Below are 26,474 nucleotides of genomic sequence, written 5' to 3'. Positions count from 1 at the left end.
TGCTTAACTAAGGATTTCCCTGATGGGCAGCGACAGCGGATTGCTATTTTGATATGGCAGATTTATTATAGAAGAGGTGCAACAAGATTACATACACATAGAGGAGGAAACTGTAATGAGTGAATCAAAACGCTTGCTCGTACTTGCCGGCTCTTACGCCGAAGCGGAAAATGAGGGCATTTATGCATATGAATTGAATGAGGATACAGGCAGCTTGTCCAAGCTTGACGGCATCGCTGGTGTGAAAAACCCAACGTTTGTCAACGTGGATGCTGAAGGAAACAAACTGTATGCGATTGGTGAAACAGCGTCAGCTGAAGGCAACAAAATGTCTGAAGCGGTAGCTCTGAGTATTGATCCTTCTACAGGAAAATTAACGTTGCTGAACCGGAATAACTCCATTTCAGCTCCACCATGTCATATCCAGCGTGACCCTTCCGGCAAATACTTGATCCTGTCCAGCTACCACGGTGGTCTGGTAGGACTGCAAGCCTTGACGGATAACGGTGAAGTTGGAGCGCTTTTGGACGAGAAGAAACATAAAGGACAAGGTGCGCATCCTGAACGTCAGGACAAGCCACATGTTCACTCCGCATTCTTCAGCCCAGATGGTAAATACATGATGGTACAGGATCTGGGCGCAGATAACATCGCGATCTATTCTATTGATGCAGACAAAAATGAACTTGTGCTGCACAGTGAAACCAAAACACATCCGGGAGCAGGCCCACGTCACTTGGCGTTCCACCCGAATGGTCAATTCGCTTATGTCATCAATGAAGTGGATTCTTCCATTACTTCGTTCAAATATGATGCAGCAGCGGGCACGTTGACTGAATTGTCTACAGTATCCACACTGCCTGATGGATATGATGGCAAAGAGAATACAACAGCAGAAATCACGGTTTCCAATGATGGACGTTATGTATATGGTTCTAACCGTGGACATGACAGCATCGTTGTATTTGCAGTAGATGCAGACAAAGGTCACCTGACACTGGTTGAGCATGTATCTGCAGAAGGTGAGCATCCGCGTCACTTTGCTCTGACACCTAACGGCAAATTGCTGATCGCAGCTAACCGCGATACGAACAACCTCGTGACATTCACGGTAGATCAGGAGAGCGGACGTCTGAAATACACAGGTCACAGCACAGGTGTTTCCAAGCCGGTATGCGTGAAACCAGTATATCTGTAAAATGATAAAATTCTAAACCAGCCCTGGTTGGATTGAATGATAACGATAAAGACCCTGCCATGTGGCGGGGGCTTTTATATTAAATATCTAATTGGATGATTAGGCTGCTGTTCTGCTGTAAGCGTGTGGATTGGAATAGAGGATTAATTCTATATTTGATTCACCTAACAACGAAAAATTATCAATAGTATCGTGCAAGTAACTACCCCACTTCAAAGTGCGTACTTCCTGAATGGATAGTCAGGGTCTACAATAAGTGAGTAGCCAAAACAAACACTGCATGCATCTGAACAGACCAATTGGTGCAGGCTAAATATCTGATTATTATTTTTACAGGAACGAATCATACTTGAACAACAAAGGAGAAATAAATGATGAAATTGCAATTGGCGCTCGACTTGGTAAATATCCCTGAAGGTATCGCACTGGTTAAAGAGGTTGAGCAATATATTGATATCGTTGAGATTGGTACACCAATCGTTATTAATGAAGGTTTGCACGCGGTAAAAGCGATGAAAGAAGCATTCCCTCATCTGCAAGTTCTTGCAGACATTAAAATTATGGACGCTGGTGGTTATGAAATCATGAAAGCAGCTGAGGCTGGTGCAGATCTGATCACAGTGCTTGGGGCAACCAATGACAGTACGATCAAAGGTGCAGTAGCAGAAGCGAAGAAACAAAACAAACAAGTTCTTGTAGACATGATCAACGTGCCTAACCTGGAACAACGTGCTCGTGAAATTGATGCGCTTGGCGTAGATTACATCTGTGTACACACAGGTTATGACCTACAAGCTGAAGGACAAAGCCCGTTCGAAGATCTGCAAACGCTCAAAGCTGCTGTGAAAAATGCTAAAACGGCTGTCGCTGGTGGAATCAAGCTGGAAACATTGCCAGAAGTAATCAAAGCACAACCGGATCTGGTTATTGTAGGCGGCGGTATCACAGGACAAGCAGACAAAGCGGCAGTTGCAGCTGAAATGCAACGTCTCGTTAAACAAGGGTAAGCAGATGAGCAAAACACAGTACGCAGCTGACATCTTGAAGGAGCTGGAACGTACGTTAAGCCAGATCGACGATGCAGAGATGCAAGCGATGGCTGTGCACATTCTGGCTGCGGAACAGATTTTTGTAGCAGGAGCAGGCCGGTCAGGACTTATGGGGAAGGCTTTTGCCATGAGACTGATGCAGATGGGGCTTCGTGTATATGTGGTGGGCGAGACCGTAACACCTGGGATCAGCTCGAAAGATTTCCTCTTGCTGTGCTCTGGCTCAGGAGAGACAGGCAGTCTGGTGGCCATGGCTCAAAAGGCTAGTCAAGCTGGTGCGCCTGTAGGTCTCATTACGATTAAGCCAGAGTCCACGATTGGGAAATTGGCAACTACGGTAGTGCGTCTCCCGGCTTCAGCCAAAGAGGACACAGCAACTTCCGGAGCGGCAGTAACCATTCAGCCGATGGGCTCGTTGTTCGAACAAGGACTGTTAATCGGCATGGATGCTCTCATCCTTACGATGATGGAAATGAAGGGAATGACCGGAGCGGATATGTTTGGCCGCCACGCGAACCTGGAATAGTGAATAGATGAAAGACCGGAATCCTTTGATTATGAGGGGTTCTGGTCTTTTCTGCGATACATAGTCATTCATCTGTATAGGTTTTATCCGTGATTTACAGTTAAACTTTGCATCCCGACCAGGCTGTAGTAGAATTAATAGATAGCTGTATCGAATGAATGTACTTATTACATCATGCATGGAGCGGAAAGCTTACCTCGTGTGAAGTGTCCCCGTGATATGTGTAATATACGCGATATAAGATTGAAGATGAGGGGGCTCGGAGCCATGGCAGCCGAAGTCAAGGAACGGATTAATCTGAAAGAAATCAACTGTGAGAAGGAATTGACCCTTGCGGTGATCGGGGGCAAATGGAAACTGATTATTTTGTGGCATTTGGGTCTGGAAGGCACCAAACGTTTCAGTGAGCTGAAACGCCTAATCCCTCATATTACCCAGAAGATGCTGACCAACCAGCTACGTGAGCTGGAGGAAGACAAGTTGATTGAGCGCAAGGTGTATGCAGAAGTCCCTCCTCGGGTGGAATATACGTTGACAGATCACGGTCAAAGCCTGATGCCCGTCCTGCACGCGATGTATAACTGGGGTAAAAATTACGGTGAAAATGTAATTTGGAAAAAGCTAAATAAGTAAGTTCTATAATGAACCGCCAGGTAAATGGATTCTTCCATTACCCGGCGGTTTTTTAGTTATTTTCAAACCATGGTCACATGAGAAAAAGTTTATAGGAAACGCAGAGGACAGAAATAGCTTGAAGAAGCGGAGCTAAAAGCTTTCTGAAAGAAAGCTACATCGGAAGCATATACTGGCCTTTATCCTAGATACCCCTTTTATATAGATGGAACTAAACATTCACACGAGAACGTAGAGGACAGAAAGAACCTAAAGAAGCGAAGCGTTCGCCTTTATCACCGGATTTTCACCTTTGAAAAAGGAAATCAAAAAAATCTGGGGATAACAGCGATCTGAAGGTTGTTCTGTCATCGGAGTGGTAAGTGTGAATAATCTTTAGTCCAATCTATACTCCCTTGAACTGGAATATGATACGATGAGAGATATTGGAAATGCAAGGAGGATGACATATACAGATGGAAAAAATACGTACACGTGCTGAGGTAAACCCTGAAACCACTTGGGATCTGAAAGACTTGTTTGTAACCGATGTAGAGTGGGAGCAGGAGCTTCGATCACTTCCTGAGGCTGCTGCCCAGATCGAAACGTTCAAAGGACGTCTGGGCGAAGGCGCTGAGCAATTGCTGGCTTGTCTGGATGCGCGAGAAGCTTTGCAAGAGCGGATCGGCAAGACGGCTTCTTATGCCCGCTTGAAGCAGTCAGAGGACAGCACCAATCCGGTCAATATTGAGAATTCAGCTAAAGCAGGAGATATCCTATCAAATCTGTCGTCGTCCTTGTCTTTTGTCAATTCGGAGATCGTTGATCTGCCGGAGGGAACCGTTGAACGTTACCTTGAAGAGCTTCCGGGATTGGAACCGTATGCGCGCAGTTTGGAGCGTTTGATTCGAGAAAAAGAACATCGGCTCACGCCAGAGACCGAGAAGGTACTTGCCTCACTTGGAAAGGTATTGGATTCGCCATACCGTATCTATCTGCGCGGTAAACTGGCAGATATGACGTTTGACGATGCTCTTGATGGAGAGGACAATAATCGTCCACTGTCCTGGTCATTCTATGAAAATAATTATGAGATGTCGTCCGATACAAAGCTGCGCCGTTCTGCTTATGCTGCATTCAGCTCGACATTAAATGATTACAAAAATACGTTCGCAGAAGGTTATGCAACCGAAGTGAAGAAACAGGTTGTGTTATCCAGGCTACGTGGTTACGACGATGTTACAGATATGCTTCTCAGCCGACAGCAAGTGAGCAAAGAGATGTACAATAATATTCTGGATATTATCCAGCAGGAACTCGCACCTCATATGCGCAGACTGGCGGCGCTCAAGAAACGTGAGTTGGGTCTGGACAAACTGATGTTTTGTGATCTGAAGGCGCCGCTTGATCCTGAATTTAGCCCTGCCATTACATATGATGAGGCGTGCACACTCATTCGAGAAGCACTTGATGTGCTTGGGCCGGAGTACGGCGAGATTGTAGAGCGCGCATTCAGTGATCGCTGGGTGGATTACGCAGATAACGCAGGCAAATCCACAGGGGCATTTTGCTCCTCTATATATGGTTCACACTCCTATATCTTAATTTCATGGGCAAACAATATGCGCGGAGCATTTACACTTGCCCATGAAGTGGGGCATGCAGGCCACTTCATGCTTGCGGGACGTTACCAACGGCTCACGAATACACGGCCATCTCTTTATTTCATTGAGGCACCATCGACCATGAATGAAATGCTGCTGGCCGATCATCTATTGAAGCGTTCCGATAATCCGAGAATGCGTCGCTGGGTCATTTTGCAACTGTTGAATACGTATTACCATAACTTCGTTACACATCTGCTGGAAGGTGAATTGCAGCGCAGGGTCTATGCACGCGCAACCAATGATGAGCCCATTACGGCGAAGACGTTAAGTCAGCTCAAAGGAGACATCCTTTCCGAATTCTGGGGACCTGATCTGGTAATTGATGAAGGGGCCAAGCTGACGTGGATGAGACAGCCTCATTATTATATGGGACTATATCCGTATACCTATGCGGCAGGTTTGACGGCTTCCACAGCGGCTGCACAGCAGATTCGGGAAGAAGGACAGCCTGCGGTAGATCGCTGGCTTGATGCACTGAAAGCTGGTGGAAGTCTCACTCCACAGGAGTTAATGAAGCTTGCGGGTGTGGATATGTCCGGACCTGAGCCGATTCGCTCTGCGGTTACTTATGTCGGCAGTCTGGTCGACGAACTTGAACGTCTGTATTCCTGATCTGGTTCATATAGTATATGGACAGGGCAGAACGGGTTGTCTGCATGCACCGCCTTCCTTGCGTGGGGGCGGTGCATCTTATTTTTGCAAGGGGAAAGGAACGATGATGAATGGCGTTAACGAGCGTGTCCTCATCGATGGGCCGATTAAGCGTAGACGGCTTTGGTGTGTTTGACGACATGAATGGAGTACCAGGTTTTGAAGGCAATCAAGGTGGTTTTTTTTCGGGATTTAATGAGTTTGCTACAATGAATGCATTTGCTTCGATTTTCATTGGCGGCATATTTCTCATCATTGCGGGAGTTATCGTTTTTGTTATTATTTCAGGGGTACGCACGTGGTCATCGAATAACGCAGCGGCTTTGTTAACCCTGCACTCAACGGTGGTCGCCAAACGAACGGAAGTCTCAGGTGGCAGCGGCGATAGCAGTGCGACTACCCGGTATTATGTTACATTTGAATTCGACAATGGGGAGCGCACTGAACTGATTGTTGGCGGAAACCATTATGGCATGATGGTGGAAAATGATCGAGGGATGCTGACGTATCAGGGGACACGCTTCAAGCATTTTGAGAGAGATGTACAGCCCCAGTCGGGTGTAAGCAGAGGTCATTTTTATACGTAAAAAAAGAACTGCGGCTCCTCCCAGGTGGGAGAGAGTCGTTTTTGGTATACCCAAAAGAAAGAAAAACCGAAGGGTATTCAAACGCTTACAATGGTGATATACTCGTAAAATAAAGTTAAACAGTATTAAACAAAAACAAACAAATAAAAAATACAGAATGAAGTACAGAGTTACGGACTAAATCAAGGGATACCGTTTGGAAAATAGGATTGGTTCGAAAGGTTGGTGAAGCGCGGTGAGTGTGCTGGCTTATGATTTGGGCGCTGGGAGCGGGAGAGCGCTACTGGGACATCTGAATGATCGTGGGATTGAAACGAGCGAAATTCATCGGTTCAAGAATGAACCAGTGAAGGTTGGCGAGCGGATGCACTGGGATATTCTGCGATTACATCATGAATTGTTGCAAGGGCTTACCCTTGTGAAACAGCAGGGAGAAAAGCCGGAGAGCCTGGGGATCGATTCCTGGGGCGTTGATTTTGGTCTGCTTGGCAGTAATGGTGAGTTGCTTGGTAACCCGTATCATTACCGTGATACACAGTTTAACGGCATGATGGATCAGGTACGCCAAGAGCTGAGCTCTCAGCGAATCTTCGAACGTACAGGGATTCAGTTTCTTGGCTTTAATACCTTGTATCAATTGGCGACGCTTCAACGCAGTGGTTCCCCGTTACTTCATGAAGCAGAGCGTTTTCTCATGATTCCGGATTTGCTACGTTATTTCCTGACAGGGGAAGCGATGAATGAGTTCACCAATGCAACCACAACACAATTATACAATCCATCAGCGGGGCAGTGGGATAGTGAGTTGCTGGCGCATATTCGTATTTCGGAGAAACTGTTTGGTGAAGCCGTGCTGCCAGGTACCCGTGTTGGACAATTGCGAAGCAGTATCTGTAACGATCTGGGATTGTCCCCGATCCCCGTGATCGCGGTTGCAGAGCATGATACGGGTTCAGCCGTTGTGGCTGTTCCTGCAACGGAACGTTCATTTGCTTATCTGAGCTGTGGAACCTGGTCCCTGATGGGTACGGAGATAGATCATCCTGCGATAAGTAGCCAGAGTCTGGCCTTGAACTTCACGAATGAAGGCGGGGCGGGCGGAACATTCCGTCTGCTGAAGAACATTATGGGTTTATGGATTTTGCAGGAAAGCATGCGCGAGTGGGAGCGCCAGGGGCAGGGAATTAGCTATGATGCGTTATTGGCAAAGGCGGAACAGGCACCCCCATTTGCCAGTTTGTTTGATCCGGATGATGAACTATTCATGCCAGCAGGAGATATGACGACGCGTATACGTCAGTATTGTCGTGATACAGGGCAAGTGGTACCAGAGGATCAGGGTGCTATTGCCCGGGCAATCCTGGAGAGTCTTGCATTGAAGTATAGAAGAGTTCTGGAATGGACGGAGCAATTGTCGGGTCAGACGTTCAACGGATTGCATATGGTCGGTGGAGGCATCCAGAACCGCCTGTTATGTCAGTGGACTGCAAATTCCATTGGTAAGTCGGTATGGGCAGGTCCAGCAGAGGGAAGTGCCATCGGGAATATGGCTGTGCAATGGATGGCGAGCGGAGCTTTTAAAGATATCTGGGAAGCTCGTAAGGCCATTCGTGATTCATTTCCGGTAACTGCGTATGAGCCGCAGGACAGGTCAATCTGGGAAGATGCTTACGGCAGATTTCTGCGTGTGACGGCTTCATCTAATTCACAAGCGGGGAGTGAGGTGTAACATGCTGGCAGCCGAGCGGTATGACCGAATTGTGGAGATGGTGAATGTAAAGGGCAGTATGCGTGTATCCGAGCTTAGTGAGCGCTGCCGGGTGACGGAGGAAACCATCCGGCGGGATCTGGATCGACTGGAACAGGCAGGTCGACTGCGCCGATCTCACGGTGGTGCAGTGAGTGTGAAGGAAGATCAACCTGAGATCCCTTACCGGATCAGGGAGACAACCCATGCCGAAGAGAAAAAACGGATTGCACAAGCGGCTCTGGCGATGATTAATCCGGGTGATCGCATTCTGTTGGATGCGAGCACAACGGCAGGTTATATGGCAGCGAATATGCCGGATTTCCCGCTGACGGTCTTAACCAACTCGATCCAAATTGCCACTGAACTCAGCAGCCGTGACAAGGTTGAGGTCATCTCAACAGGGGGTCAGCTGGCATCTCGCTCGTTGTCTTTTGTTGGGCCGCTCGCGGAGCGTTCTCTGGAAACGTATCACGTGGATAAAATGTTCATGTCGTGCAAAGGTGTACATCTCGAAGGTGGCGGAATCAGTGAGTCCAATGAACTTCAAGCAAGGCTGAAGCAGAAGATGGTTGGCATATCCGATCAGGTCATCTTACTTGCAGATGCCAGTAAATTTGGTGTCCGTGCTTTTGCCCGAGTATCCGGGTTAAATGCAGTCCATATGATTGTTACCAATCAGCCATTGGAGGCTGAACAGACAGACCGTTTGAGCGGATACGACATAGGGATTATTACAGTTTAAGCTTTTATATTTTATCTACAATTTATCTACTAATCAGTTAATAGGAGCGTGTAATTATGAAGGTCTCCTTATTCATTACCTGCCTCAGCGATGCCATCTATCCTCGAGTGGGGGAAGCCATGGTCAGATTGCTCGCTGCTCACGGCGTTCGGCTGGATTTCCCGCCGGTGCAGACCTGCTGCGGTCAGCCTTCCTACAATAGCGGGTACTGGGACGAGACTCGGGTAGCGGCCAAAACGATTCTTGAAGCGTTTGACGACAGTGATTTTGTAGTCTGTCCTTCCGGATCGTGTACGTATATGATTCATCATTATCCCGAACTGTTCGCGGATGAACCGGTATGGCTGGAGAAAGCAAAACGATTGGAAGCCAAAGCGTATGAGTTTACTCAATTTCTCGTTCAGGTACTCGGGATAACCGATCTGGGCGCACATTTTCCGCACAAAGTTACCTATCATCCATCCTGTCATGGCAGCCGTTTGCTGGGTGTAAAGGATGAACCGATGGCGCTGCTCTCTCAAGTAAAAGGTCTGGAATTGGTTCCACTTCCATTCGCTGAGGATTGCTGCGGGTTCGGGGGTACGTTTGCCATCAAAATGTCCGATATTTCAGGAGCAATGGTGACGGAGAAGGTCGATCATGTCAAAGAGACACAAGCGGAAGTACTGGTTGGGCTGGACATGGCCTGTCTGATGAATATCGCAGGTAATCTGCGTTATCGGAATGAACCGGTGCGTGTGATGCATTTGGCGGAACTACTGTATGAGGGGGTGCGAACAGGATGAGCCAACCGGGAGTCATGGATACTACGGTCAAAGAACGTGCTGGGCTGGCCTTGAATGATGATTTTCTGCGTAAAGCGGTCAAATTCACGACAGAACGATTGCGTAACGGGAAGAAGTCTGCCTCAGAAGAACATGGAAACTGGGATGAATGGCGGGAGCGTGGCCGTCAGATTCGTCTGCATACGATTGCGTATCTGGATTATTATCTGAATGAATTTGTAAATAACGCCCGTGCGAATGGGGTTCATATTCATTTTGCAGATACATCGGTGGAAGCAGCGGCGATTGCGCTGGATATTGCGGCGCATAAGCAAGCTTCTACGGTGGTGAAGTCCAAATCGATGGTATCGGAAGAAGTGCATCTGAATCATGTGTTGGAGTCTGCGGGCATTGAAGCCATCGAGACCGATCTGGGTGAATACATCATTCAGCTGGCAGGCGAAGCCCCTTCTCATATTGTCATTCCAGCGATCCATAAGAACCGCTATCAGATCGCGGAGTTGTTATCAAAGGAAGCGGGTGAAATTCTGGAGCCGGACACAACGGTACTTGCCGGATTTGTTCGCAAAAAGCTGCGCGAGAAATTCCTCGAAGCAGATATCGGCATGACCGGCTGCAATTTTGCGATTGCAGAGACAGGTTCCATGGTTTTGTTCGAAAATGAAGGCAATGCCCGTATGGTATCCACTGTTCCAAAAACGCAAATCACACTGATGGGCATGGAGCGGATTATCCCGTCGTGGACGGATCTGGAGGTCATGGCAACCTTGTTACCACGCTCCGCAACAGGTCAGAAATTAACGATGTACATGTCAGGCATCACAGGTCCTCGCCGAACAGCGGATGCGGATGGGCCGGATGAAATGCACATTATTATCGTGGACAACGGTCGATCACTTCAACTCGGTGATCCTGAATTCCAGGAGTTGCTGAATTGTATTCGCTGCGGTGCTTGTCTGAATGCTTGCCCGGTATATCGCCATATCGGAGGTCATGCCTACGGTGGAACATACAGTGGTCCGATTGGCGCGGTACTGACACCTGCACTCAATGGCAACATTGATGAATGGAACGATATTGCGGGTGCTTCGAGTCTGTGCGGAGCCTGTTATGAAGCATGTCCAGTTAAAATTCCATTGCATGATATGCTCGTTTATTTACGTAGGCGTAAAGTGGAAGACGGCCATGGAAACAAAATGGAAAGCATGGGCATGAAGGGATTTGCCGCTGTTGTTTCCAATTCCAAACGCTTCAGTGCGGCCATACGTCTGGGACAGATCGGGCAGAAGGCAGTTGTACGCAACAACGGCATTTCTCTCAAGCTGGGTCCACTCAAAGGCTGGAACAATTATCGGGTTGCCCCAAGTCTCGCCAAGAAATCTTTCCGGCAGCAATGGAACAAGCTGGATCAAGAACTGAACCAGGAGCAACCGGCCATGGATTCTTCCGTTCGCAGCCGCATGGAGCAGATTATTCGTGAACGAGAGGAAGGGGAGGGTAAGCATGGTCACTGAACATCAGCAATGGCTTGCACAATTAGAGAAGAAGTCCATGGAGAAACAGGAGCAGTTCATGAATGACATTGCTTCGAAATTGAGAAGACCAAGGCAACGCCATGCGCCGACCCAACCCTTTCGGGGAGCACCCGACTTTTGGACTGAGCTGGAATGGGATGAAGAGAAGCGGATTCAAGCATTTACTGATAACTTTGTGAGTGTTGGCGCACACATTGCCCGGGTTCAGAACATGGAAGAAGTATCTCAATTTATAGCCAACAAATCTCATGAACTGAGTGCCAGATATATCATTCGTCAGAATGAACAGGCGTTACAGGATCTCGGATTGGAAGAGCAGCTTCCGGATGTACAGATCTCAGTGTGGAATAGTCAGGCGGATGAGAACTGGAAGGCTCGGGCAGCTGAGGCTGATATCGGTGTGGTCATGGCGGATTATGCAACAGCATACACAGGCTCGGTCACTGTACTTTCTTCACCGGAAAAAGGTCGTTCAGTCAGCCTGCTGCCTACGGTACTCATCATCATTATTCCAGTGGATCGACTGTACACCAGACTGGGGGAGACGCTGGATCGATTTGACGAAGCGGGAAGAGAGAATCTTCCGGCAGGCATCCATTTTATTTCCGGGCCAAGCCGATCTTCCGATATTGAGAATGATTTAACCATTGGCGTACATGGACCAGGGATTGTATATGGTTTGATTATGGGTTAACGGTGTGTTGATCATGATGGCGCATCAAGATTTGATAACTGTCCGAGATGCAGTGTTTGACTGCTGAGGGCAGTTTTTTATTTTGTCTACTATAGTTAAAAGCTATTAAAATTATATTAATTATATATTTCACCTATTAATAATCGGAGTGTATAATCCATCTCAAGAGAGAATTCATATGAGATACAGAAGAGAAAGAGGAGGATGAATACAGATGAGTATATTTTCTTACCAAGTTCCGTTTATGGAGGGACACGAGAGTGATTTTTCTGCTTTTAAAGGGAAGGTTCTGCTTATTGTGAATACAGCAAGTCGGTGTAGCTACTCCCGCCAATTCAGTGAACTTCAGCAGATGTATGAGAAATATGGTGCTCAGGGGCTAGAAGTTCTGGCGTTCCCGTGCAACCAGTTTAACGAGAAAGAACCTGGTAGTAGCGCTGAGGTAGCCGAGTATTGCAGAAGTCAATTTCAGATATCCTTTCCGATTTTGGAGAAGGTTGAGGTCGTTGGGCAATCGATGCATCCTTTGTTCCGTTATCTGATTACAGAAGCGCCATTTCAAGGTTATGATCTGGACACGAAGGAAGGACAGTGGATGGACACCTTTGTGAAGGAAAAGTATCCAGAGTTGTACCAAGGAGACGGGATCAAATGGAATTTCACCAAATTCCTGATTGACCGTAATGGGGACGTCCATGGCCGTTATGAAACGACAGTAGCTCCATTAGAGATGGAGTCGGTTATTCAGAATCTGTTGAAGAAATCATAGGTATATCGAAATCCCTGTCCTGAGGTCCTATGACTTTGGGACTGTTGAAGATTAGAACTGGAAATGTTAGGGTAAAAGAAGATAACGAGGTCATCCATTTTTTTTAATCAAAACTGACCAATATACCATTTCAGTCAGTCAGTTCTTTGTTGGTTTTATCGTTATCTGGATGAAATATGAAAATGTGCAAAAAATAACTTGAATCTGTTGGTCTGAAGGTTAAGTACAATCGCGTCTGTAAATCAAGTCATTATTTTGTAGTTGTAGAACTCTTAACTTGGAAAGAAGGAGTGAGCGTCATGCCACCAATTTCAGTGCCTCAACCAAAAACATTTGGCCCACTGGGCAATTTGCCGCAATTGAACTTTGATGAGCCGGTGCAATCCCTGGTGAAACTGGCTGAAGAATACGGACCGATCTTTCGTATGGAGTACCCCGGGCGAAGTGAATTGTATATTTCCGGTCACGCACTGGTCGCCGAGGTAACAGATGAATCCAAATTTGACAAACGTGTGTGGGCACCCCTTGCGAAGGTTCGTGCTTTTGCAGGAGATGGACTATTTACGAGTTGGACCGAGGAGCCGAATTGGAAAAAAGCCCATAACGTACTGCTGCCAAGTTTCAGTCAACGTGCCATGCAGGGATATCACAACAAAATGATTGATCTGGCTGTGCAGCTGGTTCAGAAATGGTCACGATTGAACCCGGATGAGACGGTTAACGTTCCGGATGATATGACACGTCTTACGCTCGACACGATTGGACTGTGTGGGTTCAACTATCGGTTTAACAGCTTCTATCGGGAAGAACCACATCCATTCATTACAAGTATGGTTCGTGCGTTGGATGAATCCATGAGTTCATTGCAGCGACTGCGTCTGCAAGACAAACTGATGATCACCAAAAAGAAACAGTTTGAACAGGATATCCGTTCCATGTTCTCTTTGGTGGATCACATTATTGCCGAGCGCAAAGAGAAACCGCAGGAAGGGGCAGATGATCTGTTGTCCCACATGCTCAGCGGCAAGGACCCGGAGACAGGAGAAACGCTGGATGATGAGAATATCCGTTATCAGATTATTACATTCCTGATTGCTGGACATGAGACCACAAGTGGTCTATTATCCTTCGCCGTTTATTATCTGATGAAGAACCCGGATACGCTGGCTAAAGCCCAAGCTGAGGTGGATCAGATTCTGAAAGATCCGGTTCCAACGTACAACCAAGTTCGCAATCTGAAGTACGTTCGTATGGTTTTAAATGAAGCATTGCGGTTATGGCCGACGGCCCCGGCATTTTCCCTGTATGCAAAAGAGGACACGGTACTTGCGGGTCAATATCCTTTGCAAAAAGGAGACAGCGTCAGTGTACTTATTCCCAAGCTGCATCGCGACCGCGAAGCCTGGGGAGACGACGTTGATGAATTCCGCCCGGAACGGTTCGAAGATCCGAGCAAAGTGCCGCATGATGCCTATAAACCTTTTGGTAATGGTCAACGGGCCTGTATTGGTCAGCAGTTTGCACTTCAGGAAGCAACGCTGGTACTGGGCATGGTGTTGAAGCATTTTGACTTCATAGATCATTCTGATTATCAGTTAAAGGTGAAAGAAACGCTGACGCTCAAACCGGATAACTTCACAATTCGTGTACGTGCGCGTGGCGGGCAGCCAGTCATGGCCGTTCCGGGTGTAGCGGTAGAAGAACCAAAGCCAGTCGCCAAAAGAACGGAGCCGGATGCAGCAAATGCCCACCACACACCGATGCTTGTTCTGTACGGTTCCAATCTGGGTACCGCTGAAGGCATTGCACGTGAAATTGCGGATACCGCCAGATATCAGGGTTTCCGGAGTGAGGTTGCTACGCTGGATGATCGTGTTGGCAAACTGCCAAAGGAGGGTGCCGTCATTATTGTCAGTGCATCCTATAATGGTCAGCCGCCAAGTAATGCCAAGATGTTTGTCGAGTGGATCGAACATGCAGATGCGAATGAATTCAAAGGTGTGCGTTTCGCCGTTCTTGGATGCGGTGACCACAACTGGGCCAGCACCTATCAGCGCATTCCGCATTTAATAGATGAACAGTTATCTTCCAGAGGAGCAGAGCGGTTATCACCGCTGGGGGAGTCAGATGCAAGCGGAGATTTTGAGAAACAGGTGGGGGATTGGACGGAGCAATTGTGGCCGGATCTCGCACGAACAATGGGACTGAAGCTAAACACAAGCTCCAATAGCGAACGCAGCTCACTATCTGTACAGTTTGTCAGCGGGCTCGCCGTAACACCGCTTGCGGATACGTATGATGCACATGTGGCAGAAGTACTCGAGAACAGGGAGCTTCACGATGCGGGCAGTGAACGAAGCACACGTCACCTGGAGATCCAATTGCCTGAAGGCATAACCTACAAGGAAGGGGATCATCTGGGCATTCTGCCGCAGAACCCGCCGGAGTTGGTGGAACGTGTATTGCGTCGTTATGGATTCACGGGAACGGAGCATCTTGTTCTGGATGCATCCGGTCGGAGTGCTGCGCATCTGCCGCTGCATCAACCGGTTAACCTCTATGATCTGCTCAGTCATAGCGTTGAGCTTCAGGAGGCGGCAACTCGTGCGCAACTGAGAGAAATGGCAGCATACACCGTATGTCCACCGCATAAGAAAGAACTTGAAGCGCTGCTTGATGAATCTGTGTATATGGATGAAGTTCGGAACAAACGGATCTCCATGCTGGATTACCTGGTGAAATATGAGGCATGTGAACTGCCGTTTGAGCGTTTCCTTGAATTACTGCCTTCATTAAAAGCCAGATATTATTCGATCTCCAGTTCACCGCGTGTTCAGCCCAATCAAGCGAGTATTACGGTCAGTGTTGTACGTGCCCCGGCATGGAGTGGACAGGGAGAATACAAAGGCATTGCGTCCAACTATCTGGCTAACCTGAAACCGGGTGACGAGATCGTCATGTTCACGCGGACACCGGAATCCGGGTTCCAATTGCCGGAGGATGCACAGGTTCCCGTTATCATGGTAGGGCCGGGTACCGGTGTTGCTCCATTCCGAGGTTTCTTGCAGGCAAGGCATGTATTGAAGGAACAAGGTCAAGAGGTTGGTGAAGCCCATCTGTACTTTGGATGCCGGAATCCCGAACATGATTATCTGTACAAAAATGAACTGGAAGCAGCCCAGCAAGAAGGGCTTGTGAAGCTTCATACGGCCTTCTCCCGTGTAGACGGGGAGGAGAAATGTTATGTACAGCATCTGATGAGAGACGATGCCCGTCACCTGATTCCTTTGTTTGAAGAGGGTGCGCATCTGTATATCTGCGGTGATGGCAGCAAGATGGCTCCTGATGTGGAAGCTACACTCCAGCATGCATACGCTGATATTCATGGCAAGTCCGCGAAGGAAGCAGAAGATTGGCTTAATCAGCTTCAGCAGGAAGGTCGTTATGCCAAGGATGTATGGACAGGCATCTGATGTACACATGTTAAGGGTCAGCTTGATCCGTAACTGGCTGAGCGGTGAGACACAGAAGCAGTTCTGTTCTCACCGCTTTTTGACATAAAATGATTCTTCAGCAGATAAGTGGTTGCATGGGTTATAATTATATATTGGAAGGGAGCACCCGTATGCAGACATTTGGGAACCATTGTATGGCTTGCGAAAAGAACCAGCTTTACTTCCGCCTACAAGGCCGTTTCAGGTTTTTTCTTCCGGTGGTTGGCCGATAGATCGACTCGACGCTGGAGAGAGGAAATAATATACGGGAAGGGATTCTGCCTTTTCCCTGGAGTTCAAGATAATCCAGTCCCACGCCCACAATTCTGATATTGTTAAATGCATTCCTGGAAGGGAAAGTCGTGCGGATTCCCACTCTGACGCCTCGCCGTGTTCGAGGAATATCGAATACCCGAATGGAATTCAGACTGAGTGGAATGAATAACTGCCGGTTTACTTTGATAAACTGCCTTGGATAGACACGACGAATACGTCCCGGTTCCAACCCGGAGAGTGGAGTATTCAGTTCTGCAAGGTGCCCCTGGAGTTCTGCCAGACGCTGCTGAAGTGTTTTTCCAGTATGGAGATGCTGCCAGCTCATAAGTATTCCTCCGTTCGCCATTTGTACCTAGTATATGAAGGAACGGGGTCGGAAGGTGTGCGTTTGATAGCCCATGTTCGTTAAGGCTAACGGGGTTTCTTTTATAATAGAGGAGTGATTCACATGATCGTAGAGATGTATAAAGACCTCATTAAGGATGAGCGTGGCAATTATTATCTGGCAGTGCAGATCGAGGGCAATGAGCTTACGCTCGTTAATGCTTTCGTCGAAGCGGCATTCACACCTGAACTGATCTACAATGAAGAGTTCCGTGCCAAGCATAAGGAGATGGAGGGCGGGTTTGTAGGCAAAATTGCGATGGACCTGCTAAGGCATGATGTGGTCATGGGGATGAAGCAAATCGACCGCAAACTGTTGAACTTGTCGGATGTGGAACAGCAGTTCACGGTAAATTATATTGATACGATTGAATTTTATCGTCATCCGGCGTGGAACCGGAAAGTGTAAGGCGAAACACAACACATCTCTTCTGTGTAACCAGAGAGAGTATGACTTCCGCAGTGGCCGTCAATTTCTATCTTGTGTCCTTATGAATAAGAAATAAAGAAATGTAAATACGCAAAAGGGAAAAGCGCAAGTGCAGAGAAAGTAACCCTCCGCAACTTGCGCTTTTTGCGTACAAACAATTAACGATACGTAGGATGGATGATGCCAATATCGCGCTCGGTGCTCAAACTTCCATCAGCGTAACGCTGCATTTCATTGCCTTTGATCCGAATTGGGATGCACTCCCCTTGATAGTAAAGCTCCCCCTCGACGGTGCGAACGCTCATTCCAATAACGCCTTCCAGATGTCCACTATGATCCGTCACCAGTCGAATTCCTGACGGGCCTTCCAGATGAACCTTGCCTTCCAGATATACCGTCATGCGATCAGGGGTGTTGACCAATTCATATCCTACTCCGTTGACTTTTCGGCTATAAGCCGTGTTGCCAGATACGATCTCACCATGATCCATGTCGATGGGGAGCAGTCCGGTAAACCAGAGCTGCTTCGATCCAACAGGCATAATTCCGCATAGTCGCTCCACATAATCGAGGAGACAGAGGATGGAGGGTGAGTACGTCTCGGTAAAACCTTGTTCTCCGGTCCACGGACTTAGTACCTGACCAAATCGCTTATCTTTGGATAGAGCGGACAAGATTGGCTGCATTACCCAGGTTAACTCCACATATCGATGATGATACTCGAATGCGTGTGGTGCCCGAATCAGACTCAGAAAATTGGATGCCCCTCCCCAGCTGTTATAGGAGGAAAAGGGATCAAATCTGGGATCATCCATTGAAATCGATGTAAACGGGTATTTAGCGAAAAACTTGCTTGTATTCAACAGGTACCGACGTAGTAGGTTATCGAATAATTCACGATCGCCGACTTCGCAGGCCATCACGCGAAGCAGCACATCGGATTGGACTCTGACCATTTCGTCATTGCGGTCCCGATCATAGAAGAACATATCCTGTTCGTCGTAACAATAACGGAAGAGACTTTCCAGGCTGGACTCTGCTTTTGCTTTCCAGTTCGTTCCCGATTCGCCTAGTTCCTCTGCCATACGGGACAGATACATGCGCTGACAATAGATATTAGCGGTCAGATCTGGTGCCAGAAAAGGCAGAATCGGAGAATCCGGGTGATAGGCAGAAGCATCATTCATGTATGGTGTATCCGGAACATGCCAGAATCGGGGAGATAAGTCATGTCCGGTATCAAACGTGCTGAAGGCTTCTACACAGCCGGTTCCTCGGGTATCACGGTTGCGTGCAATCCACTCATCGTAACGAACTATAGCCTTATACATCGTATTCAGGAAAGACGAGTGCTTGCCATGAAGCTGATAGTGGTTCCATACACTGCGTGCCAATGGAGTTACCAACTGGATTTGCCGGAAAGAGGGCCCGTTTGCCGTGAGTTTATACGGGAGCAACCCATCTTCTCTTTGCTGCTCGGCAAATGCGAGGTATGTTGTTTCGGACACAGATGGAAGCAGGCGAGACAGCAGCTCCGCATTGATGGTACCTGTACTCTCTAACCAACATCCCAGATAGATGCCACCTTCTTGTAAAATAGGATCGCTGTCTCCCATGGGCAGGATGCAAGCGAACAATTTCTCCAAGGCTGCATAATACGTAGCTTCCAGTTGACCGCCCGATGCCGCAAACCGGATACCCGACGCATGCCATTCTTGTAATAACTGCTGATCTTCCAGTTTAACTGGCTGAACTTGATCCATAATCGAATTGTTGCGCAGCCGATTCAGTATCTCTTCTGTCATTTGTTCCTCCTTGTAGCGTCTGCTTATTGATTCGATTCAAAAATACGAACGGTCCCGTTATAGAAGTCGGAGACAGCTTGCTCCACACTTTTCCGTCCAAATCCGATCTCCTGATTTGTCGTCTGAGCTAACTTGGAGAACTCTGCAAACCCAGGTGGGTTGTAACTCACGTCAAAAGGTTCAGTCTTCGTAGCTTCAGAGACAAGGTTTTTACCGAGTCGACTTGCAGATTAGCCATAAAAATATAAAAAAGACTGCGTGATATGCGCAGCCTTTAAATGAAATTAATAATGTAGTGCAGACCTGGGAGACTTAGAAACGAACCAGATTATTGACATTGACAGGCAAACCCGTTGCGATGGCGCGATTGGCAGCAATCCCAGTCAGAATGGATCTGGCACCGTCCACGTGGTTAGCAGCGCGATGGAACGGATCTTCAACAGGCTCTCCAAACAGATCATTCAGCAGAACCGGGTCACCTCCGCCATGTCCACCTGCTTTCTCTTCCACTTCAACCTCATATGGCGCATCAAACATTGGAAGAACCCGCAACGTTTTACCGATTAATGCACCTTCTTTACTTTTGTCACCCAATGAATTGACATAGGATTGCTCCACAATGTTCATTTCAATCCGGCCTTTGGTGCCATTAATGGCAATGCGGTAACCTTCCCATGGCTGGTAGGCAACGAGGGAGTAGGTCAGAATGGCTTTGTTCCGATATTTCACAAGAACACCCATTGTATCCTCAATGTTGATGCCATCCCCAAATACGCTTTGATCCCGCTGATAACCATCTTCTGATTCAGCATCCAGATACATGGACTTCATATGAGCATCCGAATCCAAATGTAGTGCAAAAGGATCTTCTTTCGCGATTGGGTTGCCGGTTGCCCGGTTGTAGAATTGCGTTACACCGCGTTCTTCTGCGTTTTCTCTGCCGTAATACATCAGATCACCGAATGCGAACACAGTATCCGGTTGCGAGCCAATCCAGAAATTCACCAAGTCGAAGTGATGGGTGGATTTGTGCACGAGTAGTCCGCCGCTATTACGCTTGTCCCGATGCCAACGACGGAAATAATCTGCCCCGTGGCGGGTATTCAGCAGCCATTCGAAGTGAACGGAAGTGACTTTCCCGATAGTATCATTTAGAATAAGTTCCCGAATTTTAGTATGGTGCGGTGCATAACGGTAGTTAAAGGTGACTCTTACGTTCTGGCCAGTCCGCTTGACAGCATCCAGAATCTCCTGACATTTCTCCTCATCAATGGTCATCGGTTTTTCGGTGACAACGTCACAACCCAATTCCATCGCACGAATGATGTACTTGTGATGGGTGCGGTCAACACTCGTTACGATGACATAGTCAGGCTTCTCGTTCTCAATCATCTGATCAAACTGATCTGCAGGATAAGTGGGTACCTCAGGATACTCGTACTTTTCCTTCAATAGTTGATTTGCGTAGTTCATGCGGACTTGATTTATATCACAAAAGCCGACAAGCTCGGATGTATCCCTGTAATCCCGGGTCAAAGCACCATAAAAAAATTCGGCGCGGCCGCCAGTTCCGACTAATACATAACGTTTCTTGTTACTCATGTCTATCGCCTCCTTGAATATAGCTCTAGACTATAACAAGGGAGTACTTCTTTCGCCGCATTTTATGCGTAACCGCTTTCAAATGCCGCATATTTTGCTATAATTTATGGAAAGGAGAGAGGGCGACATGACAGAACCTTTTCGTGCATATTTTCATGATCCCTCGGATTTACTGCACATCGAATATGATCGTCGCATTGGATATTTCTCAATGACGGATGACCACCTGCATGATCATTATGAGTTATATTACCTTTTGTCTGGTGAGCGTATCTATTTCATTAAGGACCGGACCTACCGGGTAAAGGCTGGTGATCTGGTGTTTGTTGACCGAAATACGGTTCATAAAACATTGGAGAGTGGCATGCCTGACCATGAGCGGATGGTGCTGTATTTGAAGCCTGAGCTTTTTGCAGCCATAGCTATTTCCGCGGAGTTAGTTGAAGGCTTGAAGGAACCCTTCTGTTGGGAGATTCCTATTATAAGGTTTCCTTCACAGGTTACGGAGGTTTTGGGGCGGATGGTTAGCGAAATGGTGGATGAAATGCTCCGTCCCCAACCTGGAAGCAACCTGTTGCTTCGTCACCGGGCCATTGAATTGTTGCTGCATGCCTATCGTAATCAACACCTGGGCAGGTTAAGCTCCGATGATCGTGAGCCGGTTCTTCATCCCAAGACACAGGCAGTTGTACGTTACCTAAATGAGAACTATCAGAAACCACTGACATTACCGGAGGTGGCGGGCATGTTTCGCATTAGTTCGCATTATCTGAGTCGATTGTTCAAACAAACGACGGGGTTTACCTTCAGTGATTATCTGAATCTGTTACGGGTGAAGGAAGCACAGCGTTTACTGCGAGAAAGTGAAGAATCCATTACAGACATCGCCTGGCTTGCGGGATTCAGTAACTTCTCTCATTTTGGCAAGATGTTCAAGCGTACTGTACAGGTATCACCAAGAGTCTATAGGCAGGAATACAAGGAATCGGGTTCCGTGAGGACCGTAAAAGAGGGAGAGAATATACGATGATTGAAGCAAGATTAAATGAACTGGGGATCATTTTGCCACAGGCCAGTGCCCCCGCAGCGAAATACGCCAATGCCGTTATTGTGAATGGAATTATGTATGTATCCGGGAAAGGACCGGATACCTCCGAACGCGGCAAACTGGGATCAGACTTCACAACAGAGCAGGGGTATGATTTTGCCCGGAATGCTGGACTGGAGGTGCTTGCTGTCGTTCGAGACGTGCTGGGTTCACTGGATCGGGTGAAGAGAGTGGTTAAAGTGCAAGGCTTCATCAATGCATCCGCTTCGTATCAGGAGCATCATAAAGTGCTAAATGGATTCTCGGATCTGATGATGGAGGTATTTGGGGATCAGGGGGCACACGCTCGTTCAGTATTCGGTGCAGTGTCCGTAAGGGATAATTTGCCGCTGATCATTGATTCTATTTTTCAAGTGGAGGAGTAGGTATAACGATGACAGAATCGTCTTCATTTAATCCAATTATGCTAACGATTCCCGAGAGCTTCCATACGAAACGCCTCACGATTCGAGCACCTTATATAAAATGGATCTTCCACTCGATGTCGTCCAGAAAGAATAAAACATTGTCTGATTAACAGCAGATCTGTCATGGCGATTTTCACCCTGATAATGTTATGCTCAGTGAGGCTGGCGATCAACACTGGGTCATCGATTGGATGACTGGTATGTCCGGTGATCCTGCGGGTGATGTGGCTCGAAGCTGGGTAATATTAATAAGCGGCACATTGCCGGAGGATACTGACCCAGTTATACAATAGTTTAACTTCCATAAACGAATCTAATCATTTTATATAAAAGGAAAGAGAGGGGACTTATTCATGCTGCATTCATTAAAGGCCATACAATCATACAAGTCAGGTAACACGCCGGAAGCCCAGGAGCTATGGCTGCAACTGCTGGCAGCAGCGGAGAAGCCCCATATTAACCTCGAACGCATTCATTCCATTGCCGAACTTGAGGGAACAAATCCGGTGTTGGACTACACCGAGCGTACACTTCACGTGCTGGAGGAGCTTCAGGTTTCTTTTTGGGTGCGAGAAATTCTGGAGGAAGTATTAATCTGGTCAGAGACGGCGAAGGCCGGATCACGGGAGCAGCGGCGGGTATGGCAAAAGCAGGGCGTTAACTTGTTTGTACACAATGTGGGGTCCGCTCAGTTATATGATCTATATGCAGGGGCAGAGTACCTGGATAATGACATCGGTAAGACCAAGGAGACGAGTATATATCAACCTGGATCTCCGGGCGATGCCTTAAGTAAGAATGCGGATATAAGCGAGCATACTGCGCCGACTTCACATACACCAAGGCATGAGATTATTCGTACTCTAATTGCTACGCATGGACTTATTGGTCAATACATACGCGGCGAGATTCCATTTGCCGAGAATGCTTCGCTCCACGGCTTGATCGTCAAAGGATGGCTTACTACAGATGAACTGCACACCATACTGATGGCATTAAATAAGTGCATTATCGCAGGTGTTGATCCAGCGTTATGGAAACAGGTTCAGGCTGAGGTGCAGCGAATTGTAGGCTGGATTATCGCCGGACCCGATCATGAGGACTGGAGCGTGAAGGAACGGTTATCCCGCTTAAGAAGTTCATCCATTCGGCAGGGAGAAGCTATGGATACGGCTTACGCCAAGCTCCAAACCGAACTGGATGTAGAACAGGCGCTGGTTCCGCTGGCTCATCGCACATTATGGTATGTGGAGTCGGCCATGCAGGATTTTTCGTTGCAGGAGATGGTGAAAGTGTTCCTGTTGACGCTTCGCAGCGATAGCATGCATCCAACATCCATGGAGAGCCAATCCGATATAGTCCGTCATATCAGCTTCGAACCATTGATGAATACGATGTATTACGATTACAAAGGGGTCAAGAAGCTCAATATATACAAGAAACGAATGATTGAGAAATATTTGGAACAGTATGCATGGGAACAGATTGTGTCAGGGGAGCAGATCGTCTATCCCCATCTAACCCATCGCATTGAGCGTCATGCGGATCTGCCGGATACACTGTTCGTGACCTTTGAATTTTCTCCAGCGGCGGAGAAGCTGATTGCATTCTGTATTGAAGCGGAAAAGTCGCCGTTATATGAGAAGGCTGTACTGCTGTTATTTGACCTGTTTGGATTACGCCGTGATGCCTATGACAGATTCCACAACGAAGAGACGTATTTATCCGATATGAACAGCTCCGGTGATTATAAAAAAGTACTGCTCGACTATATCGTTGGTAAACGGGTACTGGATATTGGTCCAGGTGGAGGAATTCTGCTGGATCTGATTGAGCAGGAAAAACCGGAAGTGGAGCCGATTGGTATCGATATCTCAGCCAATGTCATTGAAGCGCTGGAACGCAAAAAACAACGTGAGGGACATCGCTGGCAAGTGATGAAGGGCGATGCCCTGCAACTGGAGCAATATGTGCAGCCGGGCACAGTGGATACGGTTATTTTTTCATCCATTCTGCATGAATTATATTCATATATTGAACTGGACGGTCGAAGATTTAATTCCGACACGGTTGTAGCAGCGCTGAGAAGTTCATTCCGTGTGCTGTCACCTGGAGGAAGAATTCTGATTCGGGATGGCATCATGAGTGAACCGGAGGCACAGAAGCGCCGTATTCGTTTCCTGGAAGCGGATGGGATGCGCTGGCTGGAGCGGTATGCAGAGGATTTTCAGGGACGTGCAATTCAATATGAGCGGGTCTCAGACAATGAGGTCGTATTGCCGATCAACGATGCGATGGAATTTCTCTATACTTATACGTGGGGCGAAGAGGCATATGTGCATGAGATTCAGGAACAGTTCGGTATATTCACGCCGACAGACTATGCGAACTGTATTCGAGAAGCGTTAGGCGAACAAGCCGAGATTATCACTTTCGAGCATTTCCTTCAGGAGGGGTACACGGAGGCACTTGGTGAACGAGTTATCTTAATGAAGGAAAATGGTGAACCTGCGCCTTTGCCAGACAGTACCTGCCTGATTGTCATTGAGAAGAAAAAAGGGTTGGCGGATGGATGATGAGTGAGGCCAGTACGTTTTTGTATTTTGTTAGACATGCGGAGTCTCGATATGTTGAAGGACAGGAACGCGAGCGTGGACTGACAGAGCAAGGTCATCAAGATGCGGGAACGGTTGCCAGTCTGCTCCATGGGGAGCAGATTCAACTGTTCTATTCTAGCCCTTACAGACGAGCGGTGGATACGATTCAGATTCTGGCAGATCGGTCAGGTGGAATTGTGGTGACAGAGGAAGATTTGCGGGAACGCCAGTTGTCGAGTTCGGATGTGAAGCATGATAATTTTCGTGAAGCCAAGCAGCAGTTGTACCGTGATCCTACGTATGTGTATCCAGGTGGGGAGTCTGGTGAACAGGCTCGCTCAAGGGCAGTAACGGCGATCGAGAAAATTTTGGATAAACATGTGGGTCACAAGGTAGTCATCGGAACACATGGAGATGTAATGACGCTTATTTTACAACACTATGATTCTTCCTACGGTTATGATTTCTGGGAGAAGACTACGATGCCGGACATCTATAAGTTGGAGTTAGATGGAACGCGCAAGTTGGTTCAGGTCACCCGATTGTGGGAGTGACAGAGCTGTATATTAGTAATGCATTAGCCAGGATGATAGTGGAGAAGAGGGAGTGGGACGGATGAAAATTACGCTGTTGCCTGATACATACTTTATTGAAAATCTAAGCGTATCTTCATTACAGGAAAGAATGTACTGTATATTTGATCTCGAAGGGACAGGCATTAATCCTGTGGTGGAGAGTGTGACTCAATTTGGTGCGATGCATTACCAAAGAGGTCAACGGTGTAATACAACATTTTCTTCACTTGCACGTGCGAACAAACCAATACCAGAACCTGTGGCGAAATTAACAGGCATTTCGAATGAGGATATGGTAGAGGCTCCGTCGTTCGTAGAAGCATTTCAGGAATTTCAGAAATTTATTGGGGATAATGTGCTTGTAACACAAGCAGGATATGAGTATGACCTGCCCATCTTGAAGCGGCATTGTGATGAGTATAGTCTTCCGATGTTGACCAACCAGGTGCTCGATACAAAAGCGATGTTCACCTACATTCATCCTGAGATTACCGAGGTTGTCTCTACGGATTTTCTGATTCGATATTACGATCTGAATACAGATGGAATTCGCAGGCATGATGCCTTGGAAGATTGTGGAGTGATCGCGCGTATTTTCGAATGTATCCTTAGCGAATATGAGAAACTTCAATTGGATCATTTTACAGCTGATCCTAATCGAATGATGAAACGTTTCGTTATACCAGAGATGTATCTGACATGATAAGGAACTGGAGGAGAGATCAATGAGCAGAACAGATGTAGAGAAGCTACTGTTGGATCTTAACGAGGGACGGATTCTGACCCAGCAGACATTCGAAGGATTGGATGTGGAAATTTACCTGGATGAAAGGGATGCCTCTGCATTTGCTGACGAGTGGATGCAAGCTTTTGAACGGTTGGCTCAAGCTACCGCTGTGGCTAAAGAAGAGGTGCTGCGCGCATGCAGGGAACAGGCGTTTAAACAGACTTTAGCTCTCACCGGCGAACCTGAGTTAGCGGGGTATGTGAGTGATGATATAGGTTTAATTGGTGCTGCATTGTTACAAGGTACGGCGAACGATTCCTTTGTGGATCAGCTGCTGGAAAGTTATCGTCAAGGCAGGTTGCCCCTGCGATAAGCGGGGGAGGACCAACAGGGGTGTTTTCGTTTGTATAAAAAAACAGCATCAAATGTACATTGTGGGTCGGCTGAGGCATAAGGTACAATTCACCTAAGCAATCGGTGAGAATGATAATCATTATATGTGAA

Annotated in this window: 24 protein-coding genes and 1 pseudogene; 21 read left to right on the top strand and 4 right to left on the bottom strand. The window is 47.4% G+C overall.

The window, feature by feature from the left end; all coding sequences use genetic code 11:
- The first annotated feature begins 115 nt into the window (after positions 1-115).
- The 13 genes from D829_RS0110975 (at position 116) to D829_RS0110915 (ending at position 16,038) form a co-directional block, all read left to right on the top strand.
- A complete protein-coding gene (locus tag D829_RS0110975) occupies positions 116-1,198 on the top strand; it encodes a lactonase family protein (RefSeq protein ID WP_017688935.1) in 1,083 nt (360 codons plus the stop codon).
- A 374-nt stretch (positions 1,199-1,572) separates the two neighbouring features.
- Complete coding sequence (gene hxlA / locus D829_RS0110970) at positions 1,573-2,205, top strand: 3-hexulose-6-phosphate synthase (protein WP_017688934.1); 633 nt, start codon at positions 1,573-1,575, stop codon at positions 2,203-2,205.
- A gap of 4 nt (positions 2,206-2,209) precedes the next feature.
- Entirely contained in the window at positions 2,210-2,773 is a 564-nt protein-coding gene (gene hxlB / locus D829_RS0110965) for a 6-phospho-3-hexuloisomerase (RefSeq protein WP_017688933.1), read from the top strand.
- A 267-nt stretch (positions 2,774-3,040) separates the two neighbouring features.
- Positions 3,041-3,406 carry a helix-turn-helix domain-containing protein gene (locus D829_RS0110960; RefSeq protein WP_017688932.1) on the top strand — a complete coding sequence of 122 codons (366 nt, stop codon included), beginning with the start codon at positions 3,041-3,043 and terminating at the stop codon, positions 3,404-3,406.
- A gap of 455 nt (positions 3,407-3,861) precedes the next feature.
- The gene (gene pepF, locus D829_RS0110955; protein WP_017688931.1) at positions 3,862-5,664 is read left to right on the top strand and encodes an oligoendopeptidase F; all 1,803 of its coding nucleotides are present in this window, start codon (positions 3,862-3,864) and stop codon (positions 5,662-5,664) included.
- 110 nt (positions 5,665-5,774) lie between these two features.
- Complete coding sequence (locus tag D829_RS0110950; protein ID WP_017688930.1) at positions 5,775-6,290, top strand: DUF2500 domain-containing protein; 516 nt, start codon at positions 5,775-5,777, stop codon at positions 6,288-6,290.
- Between the two features lie 235 nt (positions 6,291-6,525).
- Positions 6,526-8,019, top strand: coding sequence for a rhamnulokinase family protein (locus D829_RS0110945; RefSeq protein ID WP_017688929.1), 1,494 nt, complete (start codon positions 6,526-6,528; stop codon positions 8,017-8,019).
- Between the two features lies 1 nt (position 8,020).
- Positions 8,021-8,782 (top strand): DeoR/GlpR family DNA-binding transcription regulator, encoded by a 762-nt coding sequence (locus D829_RS0110940; RefSeq protein ID WP_017688928.1) that lies wholly within the window; start codon positions 8,021-8,023, stop codon positions 8,780-8,782.
- A 56-nt stretch (positions 8,783-8,838) separates the two neighbouring features.
- Complete coding sequence (locus tag D829_RS0110935) at positions 8,839-9,567, top strand: (Fe-S)-binding protein (RefSeq protein WP_017688927.1); 729 nt, start codon at positions 8,839-8,841, stop codon at positions 9,565-9,567.
- Complete coding sequence (locus D829_RS0110930) at positions 9,564-11,081, top strand: LutB/LldF family L-lactate oxidation iron-sulfur protein (protein ID WP_017688926.1); 1,518 nt, start codon at positions 9,564-9,566, stop codon at positions 11,079-11,081. The genes D829_RS0110935 and D829_RS0110930 overlap by 4 nt, the downstream gene beginning before the upstream one ends.
- Positions 11,071-11,796, top strand: coding sequence for an LUD domain-containing protein (locus tag D829_RS0110925; RefSeq protein ID WP_017688925.1), 726 nt, complete (start codon positions 11,071-11,073; stop codon positions 11,794-11,796). Before D829_RS0110930 ends, D829_RS0110925 begins: the two co-directional genes overlap by 11 nt.
- 214 nt (positions 11,797-12,010) lie before the next feature.
- On the top strand, positions 12,011-12,565 hold the full coding sequence (locus D829_RS0110920) for a glutathione peroxidase (RefSeq protein ID WP_017688924.1): 555 nt from the start codon (positions 12,011-12,013) through the stop codon (positions 12,563-12,565).
- 299 nt (positions 12,566-12,864) lie between these two features.
- Positions 12,865-16,038, top strand: a complete 3,174-nt coding sequence (locus tag D829_RS0110915) for a bifunctional cytochrome P450/NADPH--P450 reductase (protein ID WP_017688923.1) — start codon at positions 12,865-12,867, stop codon at positions 16,036-16,038.
- Between the two features lie 199 nt (positions 16,039-16,237).
- On the opposite strand, the gene D829_RS0110910 is transcribed toward D829_RS0110915, so the two are convergent.
- The gene (locus D829_RS0110910; protein WP_017688922.1) at positions 16,238-16,660 is read right to left on the bottom strand and encodes a hypothetical protein; all 423 of its coding nucleotides are present in this window, start codon (positions 16,658-16,660) and stop codon (positions 16,238-16,240) included.
- Between the two features lie 123 nt (positions 16,661-16,783).
- Here D829_RS0110910 and D829_RS0110905 point away from each other — a divergent pair, with 123 nt between their 5' ends.
- The gene (locus tag D829_RS0110905) at positions 16,784-17,128 is read left to right on the top strand and encodes a hypothetical protein (RefSeq protein WP_017688921.1); all 345 of its coding nucleotides are present in this window, start codon (positions 16,784-16,786) and stop codon (positions 17,126-17,128) included.
- Positions 17,129-17,307: 179 nt separating this feature from the next.
- Here D829_RS0110905 and D829_RS0110900 read toward each other — a convergent pair whose 3' ends face one another.
- From D829_RS0110900 to D829_RS0110895, 3 genes and pseudogenes are all read right to left on the bottom strand, one after another.
- A complete protein-coding gene (locus tag D829_RS0110900) occupies positions 17,308-18,954 on the bottom strand; it encodes a hypothetical protein (protein ID WP_017688920.1) in 1,647 nt (548 codons plus the stop codon).
- A gap of 23 nt (positions 18,955-18,977) precedes the next feature.
- Positions 18,978-19,163 (bottom strand): annotated as a pseudogene (locus tag D829_RS32900) (ABC transporter substrate-binding protein); the annotation flags it as partial.
- A gap of 103 nt (positions 19,164-19,266) precedes the next feature.
- Positions 19,267-20,556 (bottom strand): Gfo/Idh/MocA family oxidoreductase, encoded by a 1,290-nt coding sequence (locus D829_RS0110895; RefSeq protein ID WP_017688919.1) that lies wholly within the window; start codon positions 20,554-20,556, stop codon positions 19,267-19,269.
- 127 nt (positions 20,557-20,683) lie between these two features.
- On the opposite strand from D829_RS0110895, the gene D829_RS0110890 reads away from it, so the two are divergent.
- The 7 genes from D829_RS0110890 to D829_RS30845 all read left to right on the top strand — a co-directional run bounded on the left by D829_RS0110890 (position 20,684) and on the right by D829_RS30845 (position 26,343).
- Positions 20,684-21,586, top strand: a complete 903-nt coding sequence (locus D829_RS0110890) for an AraC family transcriptional regulator (RefSeq protein ID WP_017688918.1) — start codon at positions 20,684-20,686, stop codon at positions 21,584-21,586.
- Positions 21,583-22,029: a RidA family protein gene (locus tag D829_RS0110885; RefSeq protein WP_017688917.1), complete on the top strand. Its 447-nt coding sequence runs from the start codon at positions 21,583-21,585 to the stop codon at positions 22,027-22,029. The genes D829_RS0110890 and D829_RS0110885 overlap by 4 nt, the downstream gene beginning before the upstream one ends.
- A gap of 158 nt (positions 22,030-22,187) precedes the next feature.
- Positions 22,188-22,364, top strand: coding sequence for a phosphotransferase (locus D829_RS32895; protein WP_277422758.1), 177 nt, complete (start codon positions 22,188-22,190; stop codon positions 22,362-22,364).
- A gap of 60 nt (positions 22,365-22,424) precedes the next feature.
- On the top strand, positions 22,425-24,647 hold the full coding sequence (locus tag D829_RS0110880) for a class I SAM-dependent methyltransferase (RefSeq protein ID WP_017688916.1): 2,223 nt from the start codon (positions 22,425-22,427) through the stop codon (positions 24,645-24,647).
- Positions 24,644-25,222 (top strand): histidine phosphatase family protein, encoded by a 579-nt coding sequence (locus D829_RS0110875; protein WP_241230763.1) that lies wholly within the window; start codon positions 24,644-24,646, stop codon positions 25,220-25,222. Before D829_RS0110880 ends, D829_RS0110875 begins: the two co-directional genes overlap by 4 nt.
- A 61-nt stretch (positions 25,223-25,283) precedes the next feature.
- On the top strand, positions 25,284-25,946 hold the full coding sequence (locus D829_RS0110870) for a 3'-5' exonuclease (protein ID WP_017688914.1): 663 nt from the start codon (positions 25,284-25,286) through the stop codon (positions 25,944-25,946).
- Between the two features lie 22 nt (positions 25,947-25,968).
- Positions 25,969-26,343, top strand: a complete 375-nt coding sequence (locus D829_RS30845; protein ID WP_017688913.1) for a hypothetical protein — start codon at positions 25,969-25,971, stop codon at positions 26,341-26,343.
- Positions 26,344-26,474: the final 131 nt, after the last annotated feature.

Origin of the sequence: Paenibacillus sp. PAMC 26794 (assembly GCF_000316035.1) — a bacterium.
Taxonomy (GTDB): Bacteria; Bacillota; Bacilli; order Paenibacillales; family Paenibacillaceae; genus Paenibacillus.
The sequence above is the reverse complement of the archived record's forward strand: the minus strand, read 5'-3'. Positions and strand labels throughout refer to the sequence as shown.